Raw genomic sequence first — 22,054 nt, 5'->3', positions numbered from 1 at the left:
CATTTACGCTTTTGGAATAGTTAAGACTTGCCCAATAAACAAGGTATTGTTTTTCAGGTTATTTGCTTTTTTCAATTCACTGACCGTAATGCCATAACGGCTAGCCAGCACACTCAATGATTCGCCACTTTTTACTTTATGCGTCACCGGCTTGTTGGATTGCATACGCGCAAAGAGCGAATTATCCGGTGGATTTTTCTCATAATAGCCTTTTATCGAACTAAAAATAGCCCGAGCTAAACGCTCTTGATAATGCGGAGACATTAATAGCTTTTCTTCTTTGGGGTTTGAAATAAACCCGGTTTCCACCAGAATCGAAGGTATATCTGGTGATTTTAGTACCCCAAAGTTTGCAGCTTGCGGTCTGCTTTTGTGCATTTTTGCCACTTTTTTCAGCTCTTTGACGACTTCTTCTGCGACCTGAAACCCGGTTTTCATCGAATGTTCCATCGACATATCAAGTAACGCTTTGGCTAAATATTTTTCGTTGGCCGTATCTTTAATTAAATCGGCAGCCCCTCCCAATAATTGTGAGTGTTTTTCTTTGTCTTCTAGCCACTTACCTATTTCAGAATTCGCTCTGCGTAGTGATAACACCCAGACCGACGCTCCGCGTGGTTGAGGGCTGGTGAAGGCATCTGCGTGAATAGATACAAAGAAATCCGCTTTTCTTTCGCGCGCTCTTGCAGTTCTCGTATTCAACTTGAGGTAATAATCGCCAGTACGAATAAGCTTTGCGCTCATCCCCGGCTGGCTATCTACTAAGCGTGCTAAACGCTTCGCAATTTGAATGGTTACGAGCTTTTCATAAGTACCTGAAGGTCCAATAGAACCCGGATCTTCACCGCCATGACCGGCATCGATGGCGATGACAATATCTCTGTCTTGCGCGAGTGTTTTTCGTGGTGTGGCAGTTTTTGTATCGTCATAAGCACTCATCTGCTTACCATACAAATCAACGACTAAGCGGTTTTTATACGGACCGGTTGGTGCTAACGCAAAGATTTTTGGCGTAGCGCTGCGACTTAGCTCCACAACAATCCGTGCAGAATTGCTGTTTTTCGGTTTGCTGTGGCGCACCTTGTTTACAACTCGATGTTCGTCAGGAATACTCGGAAAGTCTTTTTGTTGCTTGGTGTTTTCAAGATCGATCACCAAGCGCAGTGGATTTTTCAGCACAAAATAGCTGTAATCCGGCTTATCGCTCATATCAAAAACAATACGAGTGCTTTCTGGGGAGGGCCAAACACGCACACTTTCGATGGCGTTTTGGGCGATGCTCTGCATGCTCGTTAAGAGCATGCAGATAAAAATGAAAATATAACTAATAGTCGGCTGATTACGCATAATCTTGTAATTGTTTTAATAGTGCCTCGCCGCGGCTAGACTTGGCCTCAAGTGTAATTTGACGGCCATCACCAGCATACTGCATTGTGACGTCTATATCTGGGTTTGGAATAAAGCCTTCACCTTTTTCAGGCCACTCAACAACACAGATAGCATTACTTGCAAAGTAATCCCGGATCCCCATGTATTCGAGCTCTTCAGGCGAACCTAATCGATATAAATCAAAATGATATATTGAGACATCATCCAGTTCATAAGGTTCAACTAAGGTATAAGTTGGACTTTTTACCTTACCTGAATGACCAAGGCTTTGCACGATCCCGCGAGTGAGCGTGGTTTTACCTGCGCCTAAATCACCGTGTAAAAATAGTACCGCACCTTGACGAATAACATTGGCAATTTTATTACCCATGGCAACTGTTGCTGGCTCATCAGCCAAATCGAATTTCATATGACCTGTCGTCACCCTAAAATACCTCGAATATGTTCGAATAAATCCCCGGCCAACATACCTTTTTCGCCGTCATGGGCGGCCTGCTCGGCAGCTAAACCATGAATATACACGGCTAGGTTTGTTGCAGCAAATGCTTCCATCCCTTGGGCAATTAAACCGCCTATGATACCAGATAAAACATCGCCCATCCCAGCACTCGCCATTCCTGCACAGCCTGAACGATTAATATTTATCCGCTCACCTTCAGATATCAAACTGCCCGGCCCTTTTAGTACCGTAACGGCGCCATATTCATGGCTAATTTTTTTAGCCACCGCGAAACGGTCATGTTCATTTAGCGGTGTCTCTAAGTGGTTCAATAACCGCCTTGCTTCACCTAGGTGAGGCGTTAATACCCAGTTTGATTTTTGCCTCGGTGCATGCGCTAAACAATTGAGCCCATCAGCATCCACAACCATCGGTAATTCAGTTGCCATCGCATGGTTAAAAAGTGTTTTGGCCCAAGCGTCTTGACCAAGCCCGGGACCAAGCACAATCACACTGGCTTTTTTTATCAGTGGCAATAACTCATTCGCACTCTCAACACCGTGCACCATTAATTCAAAACGCCCCTGTAAGACGCTTGCAATATTATCAGGATGAGTAGCGACCGATACAAGGCCAGCTCCTGCACGCAGAGTGGCTTCTGCCGCCAATCGAATTGCTCCAGCCATACCACGATTACCACCAATAAGTAACACATGACCATGTGCATTTTTATAGCTATCTGGTGCTCGCTGCGGCCTTGCTGCCATGAACGTTTGATGATTTAAGTAATTAGATGTTGGCGTTACTAGGGTTTTGAATGCTTCACCAACATCCAAGTCGGATAACAATAGCGCCCCCACAAAACGCTTTGCCGAGCCGCTAAGTAAGCCCTGTTTTAACGCGATAAAGGTGACGGTTTCGGTAGCCAAAAATGCACTAGATGCAACTTCTCCTGTTGTGGCATTTACACCGCTCGGTACATCAAGTGCCAATCTAGTAACCGGCAGTTTATTCATTTTGTCAAAACAAAGGCAAACATGGTCAGGCAGCTCACCTCTAAAACCGGTGCCGAACACACCATCAACCACCACCGTAAACTGACTTAACTTTACCTCGTTCAACGAAAAAACCAATGCGCCTTGATATTGAGAAAATGCCTGCTGCGCATCGCCCGTTAAGCTTTCGGGTGCAAATAACGCGAGTACGGTGACGGAAAATCCGGCCTGCTGACATAATTGAGCGACGACAAAACCGTCTCCCGCGTTATTGCCTTTACCTGTGATAATTAAGATATGGCTGGATTTGGGCTGGCTGTTTTCAATAAAGCGAAATGCAGCGGCCCCAGCTCGTTGCATTAAGGTACTTAGATCTGTGCCTGATAACTTTGCGGCTTTTGCTTCATATTGCTGCACTTGTTGGGCTGAATAAGCAAATTGTGGTAAATTGTCCGTGTATTCATTAGCCATTATTTCTTCCCGTGACGACCGATAATATCAATTATAGTGAACTTGCAGCACAAATTAAGCAATGGGGCCAAGAACTTGGCTTTGCAGAAGTCGGTATAACCGACATTGATTTACGCGAGCATGAAGCGCAACTTCAGCGCTGGTTAGACGCAGGCTATCATGGTGAAATGGCGTATATGGCGGCGCATGGAATGAAGCGTGCCCGCCCCGCAGAACTGGTTCCTGGCACTCAACGTATTATTTCGGTGAAAATGAATTACCTGCCACCCGATGCCAGCTTTGCCAGAGCACTTGGTAATAAAACCACCGCCTATATCTCTCGTTATGCATTAGGTCGAGACTATCATAAGGTAATGCGCAACAAGCTAAAGCAGCTCGGACAAAAGATTGAGCAAGAAGTCGGTACGTTAGGGTTTCGCCCTTTTGTCGACTCAGCCCCAGTACTAGAGAGACAAATTGCAGAAAAAGCAGGCCTTGGCTGGCGTGGAAAGAACAGTTTAGTGATTAATAAGCAGGCGGGCTCTTGGTTTTTCTTGGGTGAGCTGTTTGTTGATATTCCTCTTCCTATTGATAAACCAAACCAAGAAGAAGGTTGCGGCCGTTGTACCGCCTGCCTAACTTTATGCCCTACTGGCGCCATCGTAGAACCTTATGTCGTTGATGCGAGACGCTGTATTTCTTATCTCACTATAGAGCTTCAAGGCGCTATTCCAGAGGAATTTAGAGCAAAAATGGGCAATCGGATATACGGTTGTGATGATTGCCAGTTAGTTTGTCCATGGAATCGCTATGGTCAAATAACGGAAGAAGCCGACTTTTTGCCGCGAACTCAACTTAAAGATCAGCAATTGTTGAGCTTATTTGCTTGGGATGAAGCAACATTTTTGAAAAACACCGAAGGCAGCCCCATTCGCCGGATTGGACATGAACGTTGGCTACGAAACTTAGCCGTTGGCCTTGGCAATGCACAATACGATGAAGCAATCGTTATAGCACTGGAAGATAAGCGTCAAAGTGCCACTCCCCTTGTTATTGAGCATATCGACTGGGCGCTGGAGCAACAAAGACAAAAGTCAGACCAACATGAACGCAAAAAAGCAAGGCTGATCCGCATTATTGAAAAGGGCTTGCCACGAGACGCTTAGCAGGTTTGTCCTGCTAAAGCACGACCTGCACAAAATGGTTCGAAGGAATCACGATAAATAAGCTGCGCTATAAAAGCTAAAAAGTCGCGCTAAAGCGCGACCTACGGCTGTATTGGAAGTAGGGTTGCTATTCTGAGCGTCGTGAGAGTAGTTTTAAGTCTTCTTCAATATCATGGAAAGCGGTTTTCACTTCTCGCACACTTTCTTCCCGTGCGACTGAGCTTTGAATCGCTTTATCGACGTTTTGATAGATAAACATCTCCTGATCTTCGTCTAGGCCCATTGTCGGAATGCGCTCTTCAAATAACTCTTGTAATGAGCGGAACACTTTTTCGTTTTCTTGACGATTTTTATCAAGCAGCGACACCATGCTGTTAAACTTACCTTGCACCATTTTTATCGCTTCTTCTAGGTCCTCGTGTTGCTGTACCAGCTTGCGTTTAGTGGAAATGGCAATTAACTGTTGCTCCGTTACACTGGCAATAAAACAGATATGATCCCGCAATCTACCGTGTTTATCTGGATCGTCTCCCGGCATATTGAGGATCAAAATACTCAAAAATGGATAGTTAACCAATATGCGATTAGTAAATTCATGTAATCGCCCTTTGGTGTGTAAGATCTCAAATAATTCAATGACGATAGGTGAGCAAATTCCCGTAGTGGCAAAGTGATGCTTTTGTCCCTCAAGCCGAACCTCGACATTACAATTAAGTCCCAGTCCCTTTAAACATTGACATAAAGCTTCCGCCAGTCGCGGGATTGTTTCTATTTCACCTATTTGCTCGATGTAGGTAACGATTTGCCCCATTTCACTGCTATTAGCCATGGCGCTAAATGCTGTGGAGGTTGCATCTTCAATTTGCTGAGCCAGAATATCTTTTTCTAGTAGCATTTGGTTCAAGTGCGTGAGCTTGGCTTTTAACTCACCTTGGCCAAACGGCTTAACAATATAATCTTCCGCCCCCACTGAGTAGCCTTCCATGCGCTCTTCAACAGAGCCCCTTGCCGACACAAACATAACGATAATATGCTGTGTGTTTGGATTGGCTTTAATCGCCTTACATACCTCATAACCGCTCATTTTTGGCATGCTCACATCAAGTAAAATTACTTGAGGATCAAAGTCTTCGACTACTGCTAGACATTCATGACCGCTTCCAACGGTTTTTAACTCAAAGTCTAAGTCTTCTAAAATCTCTTCAATGATTTCTAGATTAAATGGTTCGTCGTCAACTGCTAAGATTCTGCGTAAAGCCATAAATGAATATCCTTCGTCGGTTCACAATGAGAAAGGCACTACGGGAAAATAAGGTAATTCAAGGCCAGTGCCTCAATAGCTCCCAATCAGATTGTATTAGTACAAGCTCTATTATTATTTATAGACGCTTACTCAACGCCTTTCCAATTACAACCATTACACCGCATTACTCTCAAGATGCTCTGTTAACGGCAGACTCACATTGATACATGCACCACCCTCAGGATTATTCTCGGCGTAAATCTGCCCTTTATGCAGTAAAATAAATTCCTTACAAATAGCAAGACCTAAACCCGTGCCGCCGGCACCACTGTCTGTTTTACTGCTTTGCACAAACTTGGCAAAAATCTGTTCCAATTCGTCATCCGGAATACCAACCCCTTGATCGGCAATCTTGATATGAATATCTTGATCTTTACAGCTTAACAGTACACTCACCTCACTCCCTTCAGGGCTAAACTTGAGCGCATTGCCCAATAAGTTTCTGATCACTTGATTCATTTGCTCCGGATCGCAAAAGGTCATCACGCCTTGAGCGGGCTTTTCAAAGCGGATTTTTATCTTTTTCTCAAGCGCAGTGCCTGATACATCTTCAATACCGCTTTGGATCACATTAACGAGGTTGTGAAAGCTTGGATTAAATGGAAAGCGACCTGCGTCTAACTTTGATAAATCAAGCAGATTGTTAAGTAGTACCAGTAGACGCTCACCACTGGTTTCGATACGAGATAAATACTTTTTGAGCTTGTCCGCCGGCACTTCAGGAGCCGTTAGCTTATCTAAACCGAAACGAGCAAAACTTAATATAGAATGCATTGGTGTGCGAAGCTCATGAGACATATTGGCTAGAAATTCAGATTTAGATAGGTTGGCCGCTTCTGCCGCTTCTTTGGCTTTTTGTAACTGTGCCGTTCGAGCTTGCACTTCAAACTCTAGTAACTCTTTGGTTTCTTCTAGCACTTCTTGTTGCTCTTTAAGCTTTGAGACATTTTTAAAAATGACCGCAAATGCCATATCGCCGTGATGATCGATTTCGTTAAACGTTCCCATCAAAGGAATGCTGCGCTCACCCGCTTTTGGCAGACTCAGCTCACAGTTAAAATGCTTTAACATACCAACATGCTTCATCAAATCACGTAATTGCGACACGGATATTTCATCAAATAGCTCAAAAATAGAGAGTGGCTGTAATTCTTCTTCCGTCAGCTCAAACAATTCGCAACACGCGTCATTTGCTTCAATAATATGGCCCTGGCGGTTGAACAGCATAATCGGATCCGGGGTATGTTTATAAATCACGCGCAGCAGACTGTCGCGTTCAATCAAGGCATCGACTGTATCCTGTAGGCGCTCAACTAACTCTTGGTTATGGCGTCTTAAGAGCTCTGTTTGCCATAATTTATGTAGACTTTGTAATAAATCGCTCTCATCAAACGGTTTAATCAGAATGTCTTCAACCCCTTGACGCACGGCTTCTAACATATCCACTTGATTAACCCGAGAAGTCATCAATAAGCAGCGGCAATTGTGGTGCACTTGACGAACTTTATTAAACACATCTAAGCCAGTGTCTTTTTCTAGATTAAAGTCACAAATAAGGAGGTCAACAGGATGTCGCTCGGCAACTTGCATCGCTTCATCAAGCGTCGTCGCGGTCGTCACCGCAAGCTGTGCTCCGCGTAGGCCGTTAGCTAAGGTCTCTAGGCGAGGCGTATGATGGTCAACCAGCAACACTTTGGGCAGCACTAAGGTATTAGTAGAACCAATTTCCAGTAGGCGTTCAAGTAAGCCAGTAATATCTTTATTGGCAAAGAAGGGGTAGATAACAATGCCATTTGGCAAGGCGCGGTTGATTTCACTGAAAGATTTTAAGTGCTCGGCATTATCGGGTTTAGGTGCCAGCAATACTAACTTATCATGATTCCTCAGTTGATATAACGCTTGGAGCTTACTGGCGGGCACCCCATGAGCAATAACAACAACATCGAATTTATCAAAATCGAGATTTGCTTCCAGACTCCGGTAATGCACATGCTCTACCTCGCCACCGAGTAACTCAAATAATACCTTTACTCGCATCGCTTGCACACTGCTGCTGTCAATAATCAGCACTCGATTCGTCATAACCAGATCCTTTACCGATAATTCTGAGATCCAGTTTAGTAGAAGAATCACAAGACGCTAAAAAATAGCACTATTTTGATATGTTTGACGCCGCGGTCTAATTCACGCAGCGAAAAAAATTCAAACAGCAAAGAGCAACGGCGTATAAAGCTATGCGAGAGATTTGCCCAAAATCGTCAAGCTATAGTGATTACCATCCATGACCGCGACGTTGGGTAATTCTCCCCACTTTTTATAACCGTGTTTTTCAAACAAGCGGATACTGGGGAGATTATGAGAAAAAATAAAGCCAAGTAACGTTGTAATAAACAGGGTCGGCGCTTGCTGCTCTGCAAAATCCATGAGTTTACTACCTAACCCTTGGCCTTGTGCGGCTTTTGCAAGATAGATACTCACTTCAGCCGTACCATCGTAGGCAGGACGTCCATAAAAACTGCTAAAGCTTATCCACGCTATCACCTTTTCCGCCAGCTCTACCACATAAATTGGGCGATTTTGCGTATGTGCGGCGAACCAACTTTGCTTTTGTGCTACGCTTACGGGCTCCGTATCCGCTGTGACTTGGCGGCTCGGTATCGTTTCGTTGTAAATGGCAACTATGGCGCAAAGGTCATGCGGTTTAGCGAGTCTAATATTCATGAAAGCTGATCAAGGTAACGAATATTTTCGTATCATAAGAGATAACATAAATAAAAGGAAAGCACTGATGATAAAAAGTCTTTCGATTCTGAGCTTAGCGCTCGGTTTCCTAATCTCGAGTAACGCGTATGCAAAGACATCCAGCTGTGATGATTTTACCAATGTTGAGCTGCGAAAACTGCGTTCTGATGACTCACTTAATCTATGTGAATTTAAAGACAAACCGCTTCTCATCGTAAATACAGCCAGTAACTGTGGATTTACAGGTCAGTTTGAAGGGCTTGAGCAACTACATCAAAAATATCAAGATAAAGGCCTTGTTGTACTTGGTTTTCCCTCTGATGACTTTTTCCAAGAAGAAGACGACGAAAAGGAAACTGCAAAAGTATGCTTTATCAACTACGGTGTAACCTTCAATATGTTTGCGACATCGGAAGTTCGAGGCTCGGATGCCAACCCCATTTTCCAACACTTGAATGAAGTAACAAGCTCTCCAAATTGGAATTTTTACAAATACTTAGTGTCAGCTGATCGGAAAACAATCAAGCGCTTTAACAGCCGCACTAAACCTATGTCTGACGAACTCACTAGCGAAATTGAAAAACTCTTGCCTAGATAAGCTGATTTTTTAACGTACCTAGATTAGAATAAAGTATGAATAATAAATAATCATCGGAGAAATTATGGCAATCGCTAGTGCAAGACACATCCTAGTAGATAGTGAAGCGCAATGCATGGAGCTCAAAGAACGCATTGCAGCAGGGGAAGATTTCGCAGAAATCGCAAAGCAGTACTCCAATTGCCCGTCGGGCCAAGATGGTGGTGCGCTAGGTGAGTTCGGACCAGGCATGATGGTGCCTGAATTCGATAAAGTGGTTTTTTCAGCCCCAATCAATCAAGTACAAGGGCCAGTGCAAACGCAGTTTGGTTTTCACTTGCTTGAGGTAACCAGTCGTAGCGATTAATTCGCTTGCGAAAAGTTAATCACTTCGCCATCATTCCTTAATACCAACTCGCTACATTTACTAAATGAGCGAAAAGATACTTAGTTGAAGGAATGATGGCATGAAACTTATCGGTTCGAACACCAGTCCATACGCCCGTCGAATTAGAATGTGGGCCGCGGCTAAACAGCTCCCAATGAGCTACCAGCATATAGATATATTTTCCGAAGCAGGCCATGACGAACTTATTCGCCATAATCCTGCCCGTAAGATCCCATTTTTAATTGACGATGCACAACTTATTTGTGATTCCAATCTGATTGTTCGCTATCTCCGTGAAAAACATCAACTTCCATTTCCCAGTTGGGATCAAGAAAATTGGCTGATCCTTATCAATGCCTGTAATGATTCTTTGGTAGAACTGTTACTTAGCAAGCGCTCAGGTTTTGATATTGAACAAGATAAACTATTTTTTAATCTACAGCGGGAACGAATTGGTCATACCCTGCACTATCTCAATGAAGAGTGTGTGACAGAAGAGTTTTTACACTGTGATTATCTCCAAATCAGTTTATACTGCCTTATTGATTGGGTTCTATTTAGAGAACTCGTCGACCTGAGCGATTACACCAACCTAATGGCATTTCATGGCCGTTGGCAAAGCCAAGCAATCGCCCAGCAAACTGATCCACGAAATTGAGAACACCTATGATGAATGAAGAAGAAATTGGCTCAGAAGTCAGTGAGTTTATTGAGCAAGTAAAAAATACTGAAAGCGTTTGGGCACTTAGCTCTGATGACGGTGGCATGGTTGTGGTTGACTCTAACCAGTTTGACGAGACAGATGTGTTATTGCTGTGGGATAGTGAAGAAAAAGCGCAAGCTCAATGTCGCGACGAGTGGAGTGAGTTTTCACCGATGAGTATTGATGTTGAAAGTTTTCTTGACGAATGGGTACTCGACCTAAAAGAAGATGATGCACTCGTTGGTCTAAACTGGAATGATGACAACGTTTGTGTTGAAATCGAGCCCGTTGGTCTTGCTAGACTACTTGTCGATATCGAATAAAAGCACACCGCATCAAAGTGGCGCTCATCCTTCGTGAGTGCCGCTATTCACCCGGCTTTGACACCAAAGCAATTAAAGTCCCTTCAATGGCTCTTACATAAGCTTGTGTTACTCTGCCCTTTTGGTTTGGTGAGCTTAATGGCTCAGCCCCTGCGGCTACCGCCTTATCATAGCCTTCAGGGACATTTTCACAGCTGATGGTAATTTCAAACCCAAGTGCAGGCTGTTTAGGATGGCAACGAATATAGTCTTGCCTAAATTGTGATTGGGCTAATGGATGGCTGGCAAAGGCGAGTTTCACTTCTCCTGTGTCTAACTCACCATAATCCCCTTCATCGGTCATATCAAAAGTGCTCAAGCCAAATGCTTGATAGTAAAAATCCAGCACTTCCTCAACACTTTCTACATAAATCACCGTTTTAGCAAACACCTAAGCCTCACTATCAATAAACCTAATGTAACTTAACCTGAGTTTTGGGTAAGAAATGAGCTACCTCTTTATTTTTCAAGCTTGTCTAAACCATATACTTGTCTAGCCAGAGAGTTTTAGGGATAACTCCGCTCTCGCGTCCTGCTACCGCCCTGGTACCTACATCCTGTAGGCAAGGCGGATTTACGCACCAATAGCTGGCTATTGGAAGTAAATTCAACAAAGTTAGCGCTGAAACTAGCTGCTAGAAAGGCATTAATTATCCGAAGCTCAGGTTATATATAACTTAAGCACAAATGTTGGGCAAGGTAAAACAAAGCGAGAGAGTTCAGGGTTAAAGTTAAATATAGTCGAATGTGGAAAAGGAGTTAGTTGGATAGGTAGGGAACTTATGTTTAGCTCGACACACCCACCAGATAGTGTCGAGCTACAATTCCCGCAAAAAGCCTTACGACTTATTGCGGTTTTCTTTTGCGAATGCGCGAAGCTTACGCTTTTGTGAGAGCGTCATTTTGTTTGAACGACCAGCGTAAGGGTTATCCCCTTCACGGAATTCAATCTTAATCGGCGTACCCATTACGTTAAGCGCTTTACGATAGTAGTTCATCAAATAGCGCTTATAGCTATCTGGCAGTTCATGCACCATATTGCCGTGGATAACAATACGCGGCGGGTTATAACCACCTGCGTGTGCGTACTTAAGCTTCACACGGCGTCCACGAACCAATGGTGGCTGGTGATCCGCCTGAGCCATATCCATAATACGACGTAACATTGCCGTACTTACTCGCTTAGTCGCTGATTCATAAGCTTCGTCAATCGACTCAAACAAGTGACCAACACCTGTACCATGTAATGCGCTAATAAAGTGCAAACGAGCAAAATCAACAAAGCCCAAGCGTCTGTCTAGCTCAGTTTTGATACGCTCTTTGACATAGTCATCAAGACCATCCCATTTGTTTACCGCAATAACCAACGAGCGACCCGCATTTAGTGCAAAACCAAGTAGACTCAAGTCTTGATCTGAGATCCCCTCGCGCGCGTCTACAACGAGCAATACCACGTTGGCATCTTCAATCGCTTGCAGGGTTTTGATAACCGAGAATTTCTCTACGACATCGCTGACTTTCTTACGCTTACGTACACCGGCGGTGTCGATTAACACGTATTCTTTATCATTGCGCGTCATTGGAATGTAAATTGAATCGCGTGTTGTACCCGGCATATCGTAAACGATAACGCGGTCTTCACCTAAAATACGGTTAGTTAGTGTTGACTTACCTACATTTGGACGACCGATAATCGCGAGTTTAACAGGCTTGTCTTCAAAACCCGTTTTGCCGTCTTCGGCTTCTTCACCTTCAAGGTAAAGCTCGGCGATATCTTCATCATCATGCTCAAGCTCTTCATCTTGAGCCGTAAGTTCAGCGATAATCGGTTGTAGCGTCAACTCTAATAATTGAGTAACACCACGACCATGCGCAGCGGCGATCTGTTGAACGTCACCAAGCGCCAGCTGGTAAAACTCAGCACAGTTGGAGTCAGCATCAATGCCATCCGTTTTATTAGCGACAACAAAGCAATTCTTCTGTTGTTTACGAAGGTGCTGCGCGATAGCTTGATCAGCAACCGTCATACCTGCGCGCGCATCCACCAAAAATAGCACAATATCCGCTTCTTCAATTGCAAGCAGCGACTGCTCGGCCATTTCAGTTTCAATGCCTTCTTCAGAGCCATCGATACCACCCGTGTCTACCACAATAAACTCGTAGCCTTCATAGTTTGCTTGGCCGTATTTACGGTCGCGAGTCAGACCCGGAAAGTCAGCAACTAACGCGTCACGAGTACGTGTTAAACGATTAAACAGTGTGGATTTACCCACATTAGGTCGCCCAACCAGAGCGATCACAGGAAGCATAGACTACCTCTTTTATAAACAACAAAAGGCTTCGCAAAAGCGAAGCCCCATAAAAAATCTAAAAATTCAGAAAGTTACTGCGGAATTTGAACTGCGCTAAGTTCACCATCACGCGTGTAAACAAATACTTTGCCATCGACCACAATCGGTTCGACGAAAAAACCTGAACTATCAAACTCGGTACGCGATACCAACTCACCAGAGCTCTTATCTAGCCAATGTAAGTTACCTTCCTGATCGCCAACCACTACATAGTTGCCAGCAACCGTTGGAGCGGTTAAATACCAACCGCGCAGAGCTGGTTGTGTCCAACGTTCAATACCTGAGTTTTTGTCTAGTGCGTACAGTACGCCATCGCTATCAACCAAATAAATTACGTCAAGATCGAGTGTAAGGTCTCGGTAACTACTGTACTCACGATCCCACACTACATTGCCGCTGCGCACATCAATGGCGACTAGTTTACCATTATAGGCGATAGAATACACATATGCGCCGCTTACAACAGGTTTAGTATCAACATCCACCAAACGTTCAAACTCAGAAGCCCCTTTTGCAATTGCAACATCCGAGCTCCATGCGGTAAAACCGTTTTCAGCGATAAGTGCTGTTAACTTACCACTTTCTTCGCCAACCAATACGCCACCATTCGCGCTGGTTGGTGAGCTTAAACCACGTAATGTCAGCGCAGGGACTTCTTGCTCATAGTGCCAACGCTCTTCACCTGTATCTGGGTGTAGCGCAACCAGCTTGCCTGAACCTAAGTTAACGTAAAGAAGACCATCGCCTGCAGCTGGCGCTGACAGCGCTTCACCTGGTACCGACTTACGCCAAACTATTTCGCCGGTTTCACGGTCAAGCGCAAAAACCTGCCCGTGTTCAGAGCCAACATAGAGTTTACCATAAGCTTGTGTGATCCCACCTGACAGCTTCGCACTGTCGCTGTCTTCCCATGGCCAAAAGTTGGTATTCTCACGAACATCAACTTGCCACTTTTCTTTACCTGTTTGTGCATCAAATGCTGTCACTATACCTTCACGGGCAGCTGCAAAAACAGTGCTTTGGTAGCTTGTTGGAGATAAACGCGAAAAGTAGTGCTCAACCCCGTCACCAATCCCTTCTTGCCAAACCACAGAGGCGTCGAATTGATTGTTGATCTCAGGGAGCTTTAACTCTTCTTCATCATCACTAGAAGAACAACCAGCGGTGAGTGCTGCAACACATAAAGCCAATGAGGCCATCGTTAACTTCTTCATGGCAACTCCTTAAACCGTTGTCTTTTGTGCAAGATCATCCAGTTTAATTTGCAGCATAGGGTTGCTATTGCCTTCCGCTGCTTCTAGTGCCGATTGATAAGCACTTCGAGCTTTATCTTTATCGCCTTGAGCAAGGTAAATATCACCTTGGATCTCAGCAAGCTGAGCCTTAAACGCTTCAGGCATAGGCTTAGCGAGTGTTGCCAGTGCTTGTTCGTATTGAGACTGAGACGCTTGTACACGTGCAAGTCTTAATAAAGCCGTTGCTTTTAGCTCAGCGTTAGCAACATTATCAGCCGCCCAAGTTAGCTTCTCTGCAGCTAGCTTAAGATCGTCTTTGTCGATTGCCTCTTTAGCAGCAACGAAAGCCGCTAACACGGCGTAGTTAGAATCAGCATTTGCAGCAACAAAAGCGTCGCTTTTAGCTAGTACATCATCACTTTCAACAACCTGAGTGTATGCTTCTGATGCTGCTTCTGCGCTATCGATCTGGCTTTGGTTATACGCTTTCCAGCCATACAGACCACCTAAACCAAGCACAGCACCAACCACAATCGTTGTACCATTTTCACGGAAAAATCGTTTTATTGCTTCTGCTTGTTGTTCTTCTGTTGAATAAATTTCCATTCTAACCTCTTAGCCTACCAGCTCTGCTAACAGCGTTTTTACTTCTGCAAGTGGTAAGGTGATTTGTTCTTTCTCTTCACGCAGATACTTCACTGTCACTTTGCCTTCAGCGAGTTCATCTTCGCCTAGCACGAGCGCAATAACAGCATCGCTTTTATCTGCACGTTTAAATTGTTTCTTGAAGTTGCCACCGCCACAATGAACCATCACGCGAAGGCCAGCAATATCATCTCGTAATTGCTGTGCAACCACTGGAGCTTGAATAGCCGCTTTGTCACCCATCGCAACAACGTATACGTCTGCATTACGACGAATATCGCCCACACACTCCAACGTCTGTAGCATCAAGACTAAACGCTCGATACCCATCGCAAAGCCAACAGCTGGTGTTGCTTTACCGCCAAGCTGCTCTACTAAGCCGTCGTAGCGGCCGCCAGCACATACTGTGCCTTGAGAACCTAAGCTTGTCGTCACCCACTCAAATACGGTGCGGTTGTAGTAATCTAGGCCACGTACCAGCTTTTCATTAACTTGGTATTCGACGCCAGCTGCGTCTAAACGTTCACACAAATTAGCAAAATGTTCGCGTGATTCATCATCTAAGTGTTCAGAAAGCTTAGGCGCATCAACAAGTACAGCTTGTACCTCTGGATTTTTGCTATCCAACACACGCAGTGGATTGCTATACATACGACGCAGACTATCTTCATCAAGCGCTTCTTTGTGTTGCTCCAGATATGCAATCAGAGCATCACGATATTCAGCACGCGCTTCATTTGACCCCAAAGAATTGAGCTCAAGCGTAACATGGTCTTGAATGCCAAATTGCTGCCATAGACGCGCCGTCAATAAGATCACTTCGGCATCAATATCTGGTGTTGCCATACCAAAGGTTTCAACGCCAAATTGATGGAATTGACGGTAACGGCCTTTTTGCGGTCTTTCATGGCGGAACATAGGTCCCATATACCAAAGGCGCTGTTCTTGGTTGTATAGCAAACCATTTTGATTACCCGCACGGACGCACACTGCTGTGCCTTCCGGACGTAGCGTTAAGCTATCGCCATTACGGTCATCAAAGGTATACATTTCTTTTTCGACGATATCGGTTACTTCACCGATAGAGCGCTTAAATAGATCGGTCGACTCAACGACTGGAAAGCGGATCTCTTGATAACCAAATGCCGCTACTGTGTCTCTTAACACCGATTCTACTTTCTGCCAGACCTGCGTGTCACCTGGCAGACAATCATTCATTCCACGGATTGCCTGAAGTTGTTTAGTCACTGAAAACCCTAACTTAAATTTGTCACCAACCGATTTCCTGCTGCTTTAGCCTTTAACTAAATACGCTAAAACAGTCTCATCGCATTGGTTTTATTTCTTTAATGCCATTTATCGTCGTGCAGTCTAGCACGCCGTGAGAAAGCGCGAAAATTCGCTTATCTTAACGATTACGCTGGTATCAGTCGATGATTTTTACATCGATTTTTTCTTCGCTTTCTTTTTTCTCTACATATTCTCGGATCTGAGACTCTAATTGAGCGACAATATCATCATTATCAATCCGTGTCTTTTGGCGCTCGCCATTAATATAAAGGCCTGAACGGCGATTTGCGCCAGCAAGACCTAAGTCACTGACGAGTGCTTCGCCAGGGCCATTTACCACGCAACCAATCACAGAAACCGAAATTGGTGTGACGATATCTTCTAATCGCTCCTCAAGCTGATTCATCGTATTCACTACATCAAACTCTTGGCGTGAACAACTGGGGCAAGCAATAAAATTAATGCCGCGCGAACGAATTCGCAGCGACTTTAGAATATCAAAACCCACTTTGATTTCTTGCACCGGATCAGCCGCCAGTGAAACACGTAATGTATCACCAATCCCTTCAGCAAGTAGCATACCTAGACCAACTGCCGATTTAACCGAACCAGCTCTAAAACCACCAGCCTCAGTGATCCCAAGGTGCAGAGGTTGGTCAATCTCTTTTGCCAGTAACCGATAAGCGCCAACGGCTAAGAACACGTCGGAAGCTTTTACCGAGACTTTAAACTGATCAAAATTATGGCGCTGGAGAATTTCGACATGTCGCATCGCAGACTCAAGCAAGGCTTCAGGTGTTGGTTCACCATACTTTTCTTGCAAATCGCGCTCTAGTGAACCGCCATTCACGCCAATACGAATTGGAATGTTGTGCTCACCCGCCGCATCAATCACTGCACGAATACGGTCTTCACTGCCAATATTACCTGGGTTTATCCGTAAGCAGTCGGCACCATACTTAGCCACTTGTAATGCAATACGGTAATCGAAGTGAATATCTGTGACGAGTGGAATATCCACTTGCTCTTTAATGCTTTTGAATGCTTCAGCTGCATCCATTGTCGGCACAGAAACACGGACAATATCCGCCCCGGCGTCTTGGATAGCTCTAATTTGTGCCACCGTCGCATCAACATCTAGAGTATTAGTGTTTGTCATAGACTGTACAGCTATCGGTGCGCCATCACCAATAGGCACATTACCGACATAGATCCTTGTTGATTTTCTACGCTTTATAGGTGGTTCTGAAAACATGCTGACTACTCTGTTAACGGTAAATTGAATTTAGCTAGACGGTTTTTAGTAAACGCAGGCAAAGACACTGGTTTACCGTCAAGCGTGACCTCTACGGCCTGATGCTTGCCGAGTATAACAGAAAAAGGGGCCTTACCTTCAACTGTCATAGTATATCCCGCTTTTTTAACACCGAACGCGACACGTTCTTGTGTCGCATCAAACATTTCAACCCAGCTTTCTTCGTTGAAATGCATGACTACCGTGCTCAATGCCGAGTTTCGTTTTACCGTTTGCGGTTTCGCTTCAACAGGTACTGAAACCTCCGTTTCACTCATCTGCGGCTCGCTTTGCGGGGTTGTGTCATTGTTTTGCTCAGTAGGCAATTCTAGCTCATCCATCGCTGGTGTTGTGACATTTTCAACTGGCGTTTCAAGCTGAGTAACCGACGTTTCAGGCACCACTTCTTGCTCTGAGCTATTGGTCTGCCAAAACCAAAATGCCGACGACCCCAGTACGATAGCCAGCACAATGTAGCTCACCATCATTAGGCGGTTATCGTGGGCTTCTTTATGAGTACGGCGAGAAAAGCTTTGCATCCGCTTTTTCTGTGGCGGCAGCTCCGGAGATTGATATCTAGCCAGTACTTCCGTCGGATTCAAATCCAGTAGCGCAGCGTAATTTTTAATATAGCCACGCACAAAGGTTTCAGGCCCTAGGTCTTGATAGTCATCCTGCTCGAGCTTGGTAAGTTGGGCATGGGTCATCTTTAAGCGCGATTCAATTTCAGCAAAGCTGATCCCGGCATTTTGTCTCGCCGTTGCTAAAGTTTGCCCGAGTGAAGGCTGCTCTTGTTCAGGTGCTTCCTGCTCTTTCATTGTTTGGTTCATAAAACGTAATTTGTTGGGTCTACAATTAATAATCCGTGGCCTGCTTGCAGCGCCACATCAGGAGTGAGTTTATTCCATCGCATAATTTCATCGATCAACACACCATATCGATCGGCAATACTGAGCAAAGTATCTCCCGCCGCAATTTCATGCACGACATTGGGATTGTTAAGATACACCTTTTGACCTGCGTACAATCTTGCAGATTCCCGCACTTGATTATATTCCATCAATTCAACCATTTTAATGTCGTATTTGACTGAAATACTAAACAGGTTTTCACCTGCAATAACAGTATGAAAAGGTACCTGAGGAGGCGCAACGTCACGATTTAATAACGGTACACTTGAACTGCTGGATGATGTAGTCGCTAACACTTGAGGCTCACGTGAGCGAGGACTAAATGTGACTTCCGATGGGTCCGGTTGATAAAACTCAACCCGAGCTTCAGAGTCCGAGCTAACGTTCACTAAAGATGTGCTTTTTGCCACTTCAGGTTTTGCCGAAGGCGCAGAATTATTGGCCTCAATGGGTGAATCAACGGTGAATGATTGGGTTGAATTCGGTTGCGTTTTCTTACGTTTAATTTTAATTTTTGGATTCGCAACTATATGATTAGGCGACGCCTCGGCAAGCTGATTTAACTGCGCTTCTCGATAGCGATTGCGCAACCGTTCAAATTCACTTGCAGCGATATTATTCGTTAAGATAAGGCCTGCTTGTGCAGATTTAGGGTAGCTTTGCACCAAGGTCGTGGCGATGTCTTGCGCTTTTTGTAAGTGGCCCATTTGCATATGCACTAGGTGCCCAAGCATTAAGCTTCTTGGCGAAATAAATCCACGCTTGGCAACATTATCAAGCACATCTTCTGCTCTTAAGAAATCACTGCGAGCATAGTACAGGCCCGCGAGTGCAAGTTGCGACGACATTTGCTGAGCGTTATGCTTAATCGCATTTAACAGATATTCCTCGGCAAGGGAATACTCGTTTTGCTTCAACGCACATAGGGCTAAGTTTTCATAGCTTGCAGATACCCGCAAATAACTTGGCACCTCTATCGCTTTGAAAAAGTATTTGCTCGCTTTGTCATACTGTCCAACGCGACAAAGAAAAGTGCCATAGTTGTTTAGTGTGTCGGGATTATCTGGCTCAATATCCAAAGCCGCCTGATAGGCATTATCAGCACGTTGTTGCTCGCCCACCTGTTCGTAATAATACGCTAATGTATAATGAGCTTCGGCCAGCTTTGGCGCTAACTGTAATGCACGCTCTAAGTTAAATTTGGCTGAGGTGGTGTTACCAGAATTGAGATATTGAAGTGCAAGCGCAATGCGAGTTCTTGCGGCATTGGTGTTATTGACTTGTTGTTCGGCCACAGGACGCCCATCGGAGCGATAACTACTCTCCGTCACACAACCTGACAGAACTAAACTCGCGCCTGCGAGAATGGATGCAGCCAATCCTGTTTTGCGATAATTTCGCGATTGCATCACTCACCTTTGAATGCCACTGGGTTCTATGTGTGCCCTATATTACCCAAAAGGCTAAGAGATTCATCTCTTTTTTACCAGATAGTCAGAACTTATCTGAGGTTAAGATGAAATGAGCTGAGTAAACCCAGCTCATTTTTAATATTATTGTGCGCTTACATTGACAGTAATAGCATTGTCGTCACGCTGCTTTTTCTTGGCTAAACGTTTGGTTCTATCTACGACATCACCTACTAGCTGTCCACATGCAGCGTCAATGTCATCGCCACGAGTACGACGAACGATACAGGTAAGTCCTGCAGCTTGTAACACCTTAGAAAATCTATCGATACGGCTGTTGCTAGAGCGACCATATTCATTCCCTGGGAACGGGTTAAATGGGATCAAGTTAATTTTTGACGGTGTGCCTTTGAGAACTTGCACCAACTCATGGGCATGATCTGTACTGTCATTCACGTCTTGTAGCATCACGTACTCAATGGTGACATCTTTATTTGCTTTAGAGCCATCAATATAGCGACGACATGCTGCTAGGAACTCTTCAATCGGATACTTTTTGTTGATTGGTACAAGTACATCACGTAGTGGATTGTTTGGCGCATGTAGCGAAATCGCCAGTGCCACATCAATCTTTTCTTTCAAGATATCAAGCGCAGGTACCACACCCGATGTACTTAGCGTAACGCGACGCTTGGATAAACCAAATGCCCAATCGTCCATCATCAGTTCCATCGCCGGTACAACGTTATTTAGGTTTAACAGAGGCTCACCCATACCCATCATAACGATGTTAGTAATTGGACGTTTAGTGCTATCGCCTTTATGCAGACCAATGTCGGTTGCCACGCGCCAAACCTGACCAATGATCTCAGACACTTTTAAGTTACGGTTAAAGCCCTGCTGCGCTGTTGAGCAAAAAGTACACTCTAGCGCACAGCCAACTTGAGAAGACACACACAGTGTCGCTCGGTCTTTTTCAGGGATCCACACGGTTTCAACTTCTTGGCCACCCTCAAGTAATAGAGCATATTTAATGGTACCGTCAGAAGCCTCTTGCTTTACTGAAATTTCAGGCGCCTTAATCTCACACTCAGCTTGCAAACGCGCACGCAGCTTTTTGTTCAGATTGCTCATATCATCAAAGTTATCGATACCAAAATGATAAATCCATTTCATCACCTGATCCGCGCGAAACGGCTTTTCGCCATATGATGCAAACAACTCGCGCATCCCCTCGCGATTTAAATCAAGTAAGTTAATTTTTTTCTCAATAGTGGTCATGAACAACCTCGGTTAAAGACGGTAAGAACAGCTAAATTGCCAACAACGCATTGTACAAAAAAGCAGCAAGCATCACAAATAATGTAACGTGTTTTGTGAAGTAGTGTGATTACTTTACAAAGCACGCTTATCCCTCAACTTAGCTACGGGACAAAAAAAGGGCTCGAAAGCCCTTCTTTGGCACCAAGTCCCGAATTAACGAGTACGTGGGCAGATCTCTTCTTCAGCGAAGAAGTAAGCGATTTCGCGAGCAGCAGACTCTGGCGCGTCAGAACCGTGTACTGCGTTCTCGTCGATGCTGTCTGCGTAGTCAGCACGTAGCGTACCAGCTAGCGCTTCAGCAGGGTTAGTAGCACCCATGATTTCGCGGTTTTTACGAACTGCATCTTCACCTTCAAGCACCTGAACCATTACTGGACCAGAAGTCATGAAAGAAACTAGTGCACCAAAGAAAGGACGCTCTTTGTGCTCTGCGTAGAAACCTTCAGCTTTCTCTTGAGAAAGGTGAACCATTTTTGATGCAACGATTTTAAGACCAGCAGACTCAAAACGGTTGTAGATAGCACCGATGTGGTTTTTAGCTACAGCATCAGGCTTGATGATTGAAAAAGTGCGCTCTAAAGCCATCTTTTTTGCTCCAAAATATTATTGTGAATATTAACGGGCGCGAATTATACGTGTTTTGGTAGAAAAAACCTACTATCTCACGCCGCTTTCTTTGCGAAGAAACGAAAATTTGGCGAATTATTTGTCGATTAAATGCGCAGAGTTGCTAGTAGAAGCCTTAACAGTAAGGTCTCTTGCCCTTCCTTGCACAATGTCAAAAAACCTGATCTACATCAAAATTACTTACTTAGCTTTCTTCTATACTGCGCCGCTTTTTAGAATCAGCACACGAAATCACTCAACAGCTGACCCGTAATTAGGGCCTGTTTATCTTTCAAGTTTGTTTTTGCAGCAGTTTGATTGGTATTTATACAAGGCAGAGCCTGCGTAGCATAGTTGTTCTATGTGAGTCAGGCGATAACACAGTAGAAATGCCAATCAAGCGCTGCCCTTTGGGTTCACCTGAGTGCGCTTTGTTCATTGTTGCTCAACTTTTGCCTAGATTACTAGGCGGCAAG

Annotated in this window: 21 protein-coding genes; 5 read left to right on the top strand and 16 right to left on the bottom strand. The window is 44.6% G+C overall.

Going from position 1 to position 22,054, the window contains the following annotated elements; translation table 11 throughout:
* Positions 1-3: 3 nt before the first annotated feature.
* The 3 genes from MHN32_RS20510 to MHN32_RS20500 are packed head-to-tail and all read right to left on the bottom strand — an operon-like array spanning position 4 to position 3,294.
* Complete coding sequence (locus MHN32_RS20510; RefSeq protein WP_206471408.1) at positions 4-1,347, bottom strand: N-acetylmuramoyl-L-alanine amidase; 1,344 nt, start codon at positions 1,345-1,347, stop codon at positions 4-6.
* Positions 1,340-1,813 carry a tRNA (adenosine(37)-N6)-threonylcarbamoyltransferase complex ATPase subunit type 1 TsaE gene (gene tsaE / locus MHN32_RS20505; protein WP_010605655.1) on the bottom strand — a complete coding sequence of 158 codons (474 nt, stop codon included), beginning with the start codon at positions 1,811-1,813 and terminating at the stop codon, positions 1,340-1,342. The genes MHN32_RS20510 and tsaE overlap by 8 nt, the downstream gene beginning before the upstream one ends.
* Positions 1,810-3,294: an NAD(P)H-hydrate dehydratase gene (locus MHN32_RS20500; protein WP_239422661.1), complete on the bottom strand. Its 1,485-nt coding sequence runs from the start codon at positions 3,292-3,294 to the stop codon at positions 1,810-1,812. The genes tsaE and MHN32_RS20500 overlap by 4 nt, the downstream gene beginning before the upstream one ends.
* A gap of 11 nt (positions 3,295-3,305) precedes the next feature.
* On the opposite strand from MHN32_RS20500, the gene queG reads away from it, so the two are divergent.
* Complete coding sequence (gene queG / locus MHN32_RS20495) at positions 3,306-4,439, top strand: tRNA epoxyqueuosine(34) reductase QueG (protein WP_010377373.1); 1,134 nt, start codon at positions 3,306-3,308, stop codon at positions 4,437-4,439.
* Between the two features lie 127 nt (positions 4,440-4,566).
* Here queG and MHN32_RS20490 read toward each other — a convergent pair whose 3' ends face one another.
* From MHN32_RS20490 to MHN32_RS20480, 3 genes are all read right to left on the bottom strand, one after another.
* Entirely contained in the window at positions 4,567-5,700 is a 1,134-nt protein-coding gene (locus tag MHN32_RS20490; RefSeq protein WP_010605658.1) for a response regulator, read from the bottom strand.
* A gap of 156 nt (positions 5,701-5,856) precedes the next feature.
* A complete protein-coding gene (locus tag MHN32_RS20485) occupies positions 5,857-7,824 on the bottom strand; it encodes a hybrid sensor histidine kinase/response regulator (protein WP_010377369.1) in 1,968 nt (655 codons plus the stop codon).
* Between the two features lie 150 nt (positions 7,825-7,974).
* Positions 7,975-8,463 carry a GNAT family N-acetyltransferase gene (locus MHN32_RS20480; RefSeq protein WP_174170347.1) on the bottom strand — a complete coding sequence of 163 codons (489 nt, stop codon included), beginning with the start codon at positions 8,461-8,463 and terminating at the stop codon, positions 7,975-7,977.
* 67 nt (positions 8,464-8,530) lie between these two features.
* On the opposite strand from MHN32_RS20480, the gene MHN32_RS20475 reads away from it, so the two are divergent.
* The 4 genes from MHN32_RS20475 to MHN32_RS20460 all read left to right on the top strand — a co-directional run bounded on the left by MHN32_RS20475 (position 8,531) and on the right by MHN32_RS20460 (position 10,475).
* Positions 8,531-9,082 carry a glutathione peroxidase gene (locus MHN32_RS20475; protein ID WP_026000907.1) on the top strand — a complete coding sequence of 184 codons (552 nt, stop codon included), beginning with the start codon at positions 8,531-8,533 and terminating at the stop codon, positions 9,080-9,082.
* A 64-nt stretch (positions 9,083-9,146) separates the two neighbouring features.
* Positions 9,147-9,428: a peptidylprolyl isomerase gene (locus MHN32_RS20470; RefSeq protein WP_010377362.1), complete on the top strand. Its 282-nt coding sequence runs from the start codon at positions 9,147-9,149 to the stop codon at positions 9,426-9,428.
* Between the two features lie 100 nt (positions 9,429-9,528).
* Positions 9,529-10,107 (top strand): glutathione S-transferase family protein, encoded by a 579-nt coding sequence (locus MHN32_RS20465; protein WP_019647242.1) that lies wholly within the window; start codon positions 9,529-9,531, stop codon positions 10,105-10,107.
* 11 nt (positions 10,108-10,118) lie between these two features.
* Complete coding sequence (locus MHN32_RS20460; RefSeq protein WP_010605663.1) at positions 10,119-10,475, top strand: DUF2750 domain-containing protein; 357 nt, start codon at positions 10,119-10,121, stop codon at positions 10,473-10,475.
* Positions 10,476-10,518: 43 nt separating this feature from the next.
* Here the strand turns inward: MHN32_RS20460 and MHN32_RS20455 are convergent, their stop codons facing one another.
* From MHN32_RS20455 to ndk, 10 genes are all read right to left on the bottom strand, one after another.
* Positions 10,519-10,905 (bottom strand): VOC family protein, encoded by a 387-nt coding sequence (locus tag MHN32_RS20455; protein ID WP_239422660.1) that lies wholly within the window; start codon positions 10,903-10,905, stop codon positions 10,519-10,521.
* A gap of 448 nt (positions 10,906-11,353) precedes the next feature.
* The gene (gene der / locus MHN32_RS20450; protein WP_010605664.1) at positions 11,354-12,823 is read right to left on the bottom strand and encodes a ribosome biogenesis GTPase Der; all 1,470 of its coding nucleotides are present in this window, start codon (positions 12,821-12,823) and stop codon (positions 11,354-11,356) included.
* A 74-nt stretch (positions 12,824-12,897) separates the two neighbouring features.
* Complete coding sequence (gene bamB, locus MHN32_RS20445) at positions 12,898-14,079, bottom strand: outer membrane protein assembly factor BamB (RefSeq protein ID WP_010605665.1); 1,182 nt, start codon at positions 14,077-14,079, stop codon at positions 12,898-12,900.
* A gap of 9 nt (positions 14,080-14,088) precedes the next feature.
* Entirely contained in the window at positions 14,089-14,706 is a 618-nt protein-coding gene (locus MHN32_RS20440) for a tetratricopeptide repeat protein (protein ID WP_010605666.1), read from the bottom strand.
* A 9-nt stretch (positions 14,707-14,715) separates the two neighbouring features.
* Positions 14,716-15,993, bottom strand: coding sequence for a histidine--tRNA ligase (hisS, locus tag MHN32_RS20435; RefSeq protein WP_239422659.1), 1,278 nt, complete (start codon positions 15,991-15,993; stop codon positions 14,716-14,718).
* 178 nt (positions 15,994-16,171) lie between these two features.
* Positions 16,172-17,290: a flavodoxin-dependent (E)-4-hydroxy-3-methylbut-2-enyl-diphosphate synthase gene (gene ispG, locus MHN32_RS20430; RefSeq protein WP_010377346.1), complete on the bottom strand. Its 1,119-nt coding sequence runs from the start codon at positions 17,288-17,290 to the stop codon at positions 16,172-16,174.
* A 5-nt stretch (positions 17,291-17,295) separates the two neighbouring features.
* Complete coding sequence (locus MHN32_RS20425) at positions 17,296-18,147, bottom strand: RodZ domain-containing protein (RefSeq protein WP_239422658.1); 852 nt, start codon at positions 18,145-18,147, stop codon at positions 17,296-17,298.
* 8 nt (positions 18,148-18,155) lie between these two features.
* Positions 18,156-19,649, bottom strand: a complete 1,494-nt coding sequence (gene pilW / locus MHN32_RS20420) for a type IV pilus biogenesis/stability protein PilW (RefSeq protein ID WP_010605670.1) — start codon at positions 19,647-19,649, stop codon at positions 18,156-18,158.
* 144 nt (positions 19,650-19,793) lie between these two features.
* A complete protein-coding gene (locus tag MHN32_RS20415; protein ID WP_102056140.1) occupies positions 19,794-20,930 on the bottom strand; it encodes a bifunctional tRNA (adenosine(37)-C2)-methyltransferase TrmG/ribosomal RNA large subunit methyltransferase RlmN in 1,137 nt (378 codons plus the stop codon).
* Between the two features lie 195 nt (positions 20,931-21,125).
* Complete coding sequence (gene ndk, locus MHN32_RS20410; protein WP_010377338.1) at positions 21,126-21,557, bottom strand: nucleoside-diphosphate kinase; 432 nt, start codon at positions 21,555-21,557, stop codon at positions 21,126-21,128.
* Positions 21,558-22,054: the final 497 nt, after the last annotated feature.

Source organism: Pseudoalteromonas sp. Of11M-6, assembly GCF_022347905.1.
Taxonomy (GTDB): domain Bacteria; phylum Pseudomonadota; class Gammaproteobacteria; order Enterobacterales; family Alteromonadaceae; genus Pseudoalteromonas.
This window is presented reverse-complemented; position numbering and strand designations above follow the sequence as displayed.

Excerpts from the sequence above, each read along its gene's own strand:
- MHN32_RS20475 (WP_026000907.1), top strand. The coding sequence starts at position 8,531 with ATGATAAAAAGTCTTTCGATTCTGAGCTTAGCGCTCGGTTTCCTAATC.
- der (WP_010605664.1), bottom strand. The coding sequence starts at position 12,823 with ATGCTTCCTGTGATCGCTCTGGTTGGGCGACCTAATGTGGGTAAATCC.
- MHN32_RS20440 (WP_010605666.1), bottom strand. The coding sequence starts at position 14,706 with ATGGAAATTTATTCAACAGAAGAACAACAAGCAGAAGCAATAAAACGA.
- ispG (WP_010377346.1), bottom strand. The coding sequence starts at position 17,290 with ATGTTTTCAGAACCACCTATAAAGCGTAGAAAATCAACAAGGATCTAT.
- MHN32_RS20415 (WP_102056140.1), bottom strand. The coding sequence starts at position 20,930 with ATGACCACTATTGAGAAAAAAATTAACTTACTTGATTTAAATCGCGAG.
- MHN32_RS20425 (WP_239422658.1), bottom strand. The coding sequence starts at position 18,147 with ATGAAAGAGCAGGAAGCACCTGAACAAGAGCAGCCTTCACTCGGGCAA.
- ndk (WP_010377338.1), bottom strand. The coding sequence starts at position 21,557 with ATGGCTTTAGAGCGCACTTTTTCAATCATCAAGCCTGATGCTGTAGCT.
- MHN32_RS20460 (WP_010605663.1), top strand. The coding sequence starts at position 10,119 with ATGAATGAAGAAGAAATTGGCTCAGAAGTCAGTGAGTTTATTGAGCAA.
- MHN32_RS20510 (WP_206471408.1), bottom strand. The coding sequence starts at position 1,347 with ATGCGTAATCAGCCGACTATTAGTTATATTTTCATTTTTATCTGCATG.
- pilW (WP_010605670.1), bottom strand. The coding sequence starts at position 19,649 with ATGCAATCGCGAAATTATCGCAAAACAGGATTGGCTGCATCCATTCTC.
- MHN32_RS20470 (WP_010377362.1), top strand. The coding sequence starts at position 9,147 with ATGGCAATCGCTAGTGCAAGACACATCCTAGTAGATAGTGAAGCGCAA.
- bamB (WP_010605665.1), bottom strand. The coding sequence starts at position 14,079 with ATGAAGAAGTTAACGATGGCCTCATTGGCTTTATGTGTTGCAGCACTC.
- MHN32_RS20500 (WP_239422661.1), bottom strand. The coding sequence starts at position 3,294 with ATGGCTAATGAATACACGGACAATTTACCACAATTTGCTTATTCAGCC.
- MHN32_RS20465 (WP_019647242.1), top strand. The coding sequence starts at position 9,529 with ATGAAACTTATCGGTTCGAACACCAGTCCATACGCCCGTCGAATTAGA.
- MHN32_RS20485 (WP_010377369.1), bottom strand. The coding sequence starts at position 7,824 with ATGACGAATCGAGTGCTGATTATTGACAGCAGCAGTGTGCAAGCGATG.
- MHN32_RS20490 (WP_010605658.1), bottom strand. The coding sequence starts at position 5,700 with ATGGCTTTACGCAGAATCTTAGCAGTTGACGACGAACCATTTAATCTA.
- MHN32_RS20480 (WP_174170347.1), bottom strand. The coding sequence starts at position 8,463 with ATGAATATTAGACTCGCTAAACCGCATGACCTTTGCGCCATAGTTGCC.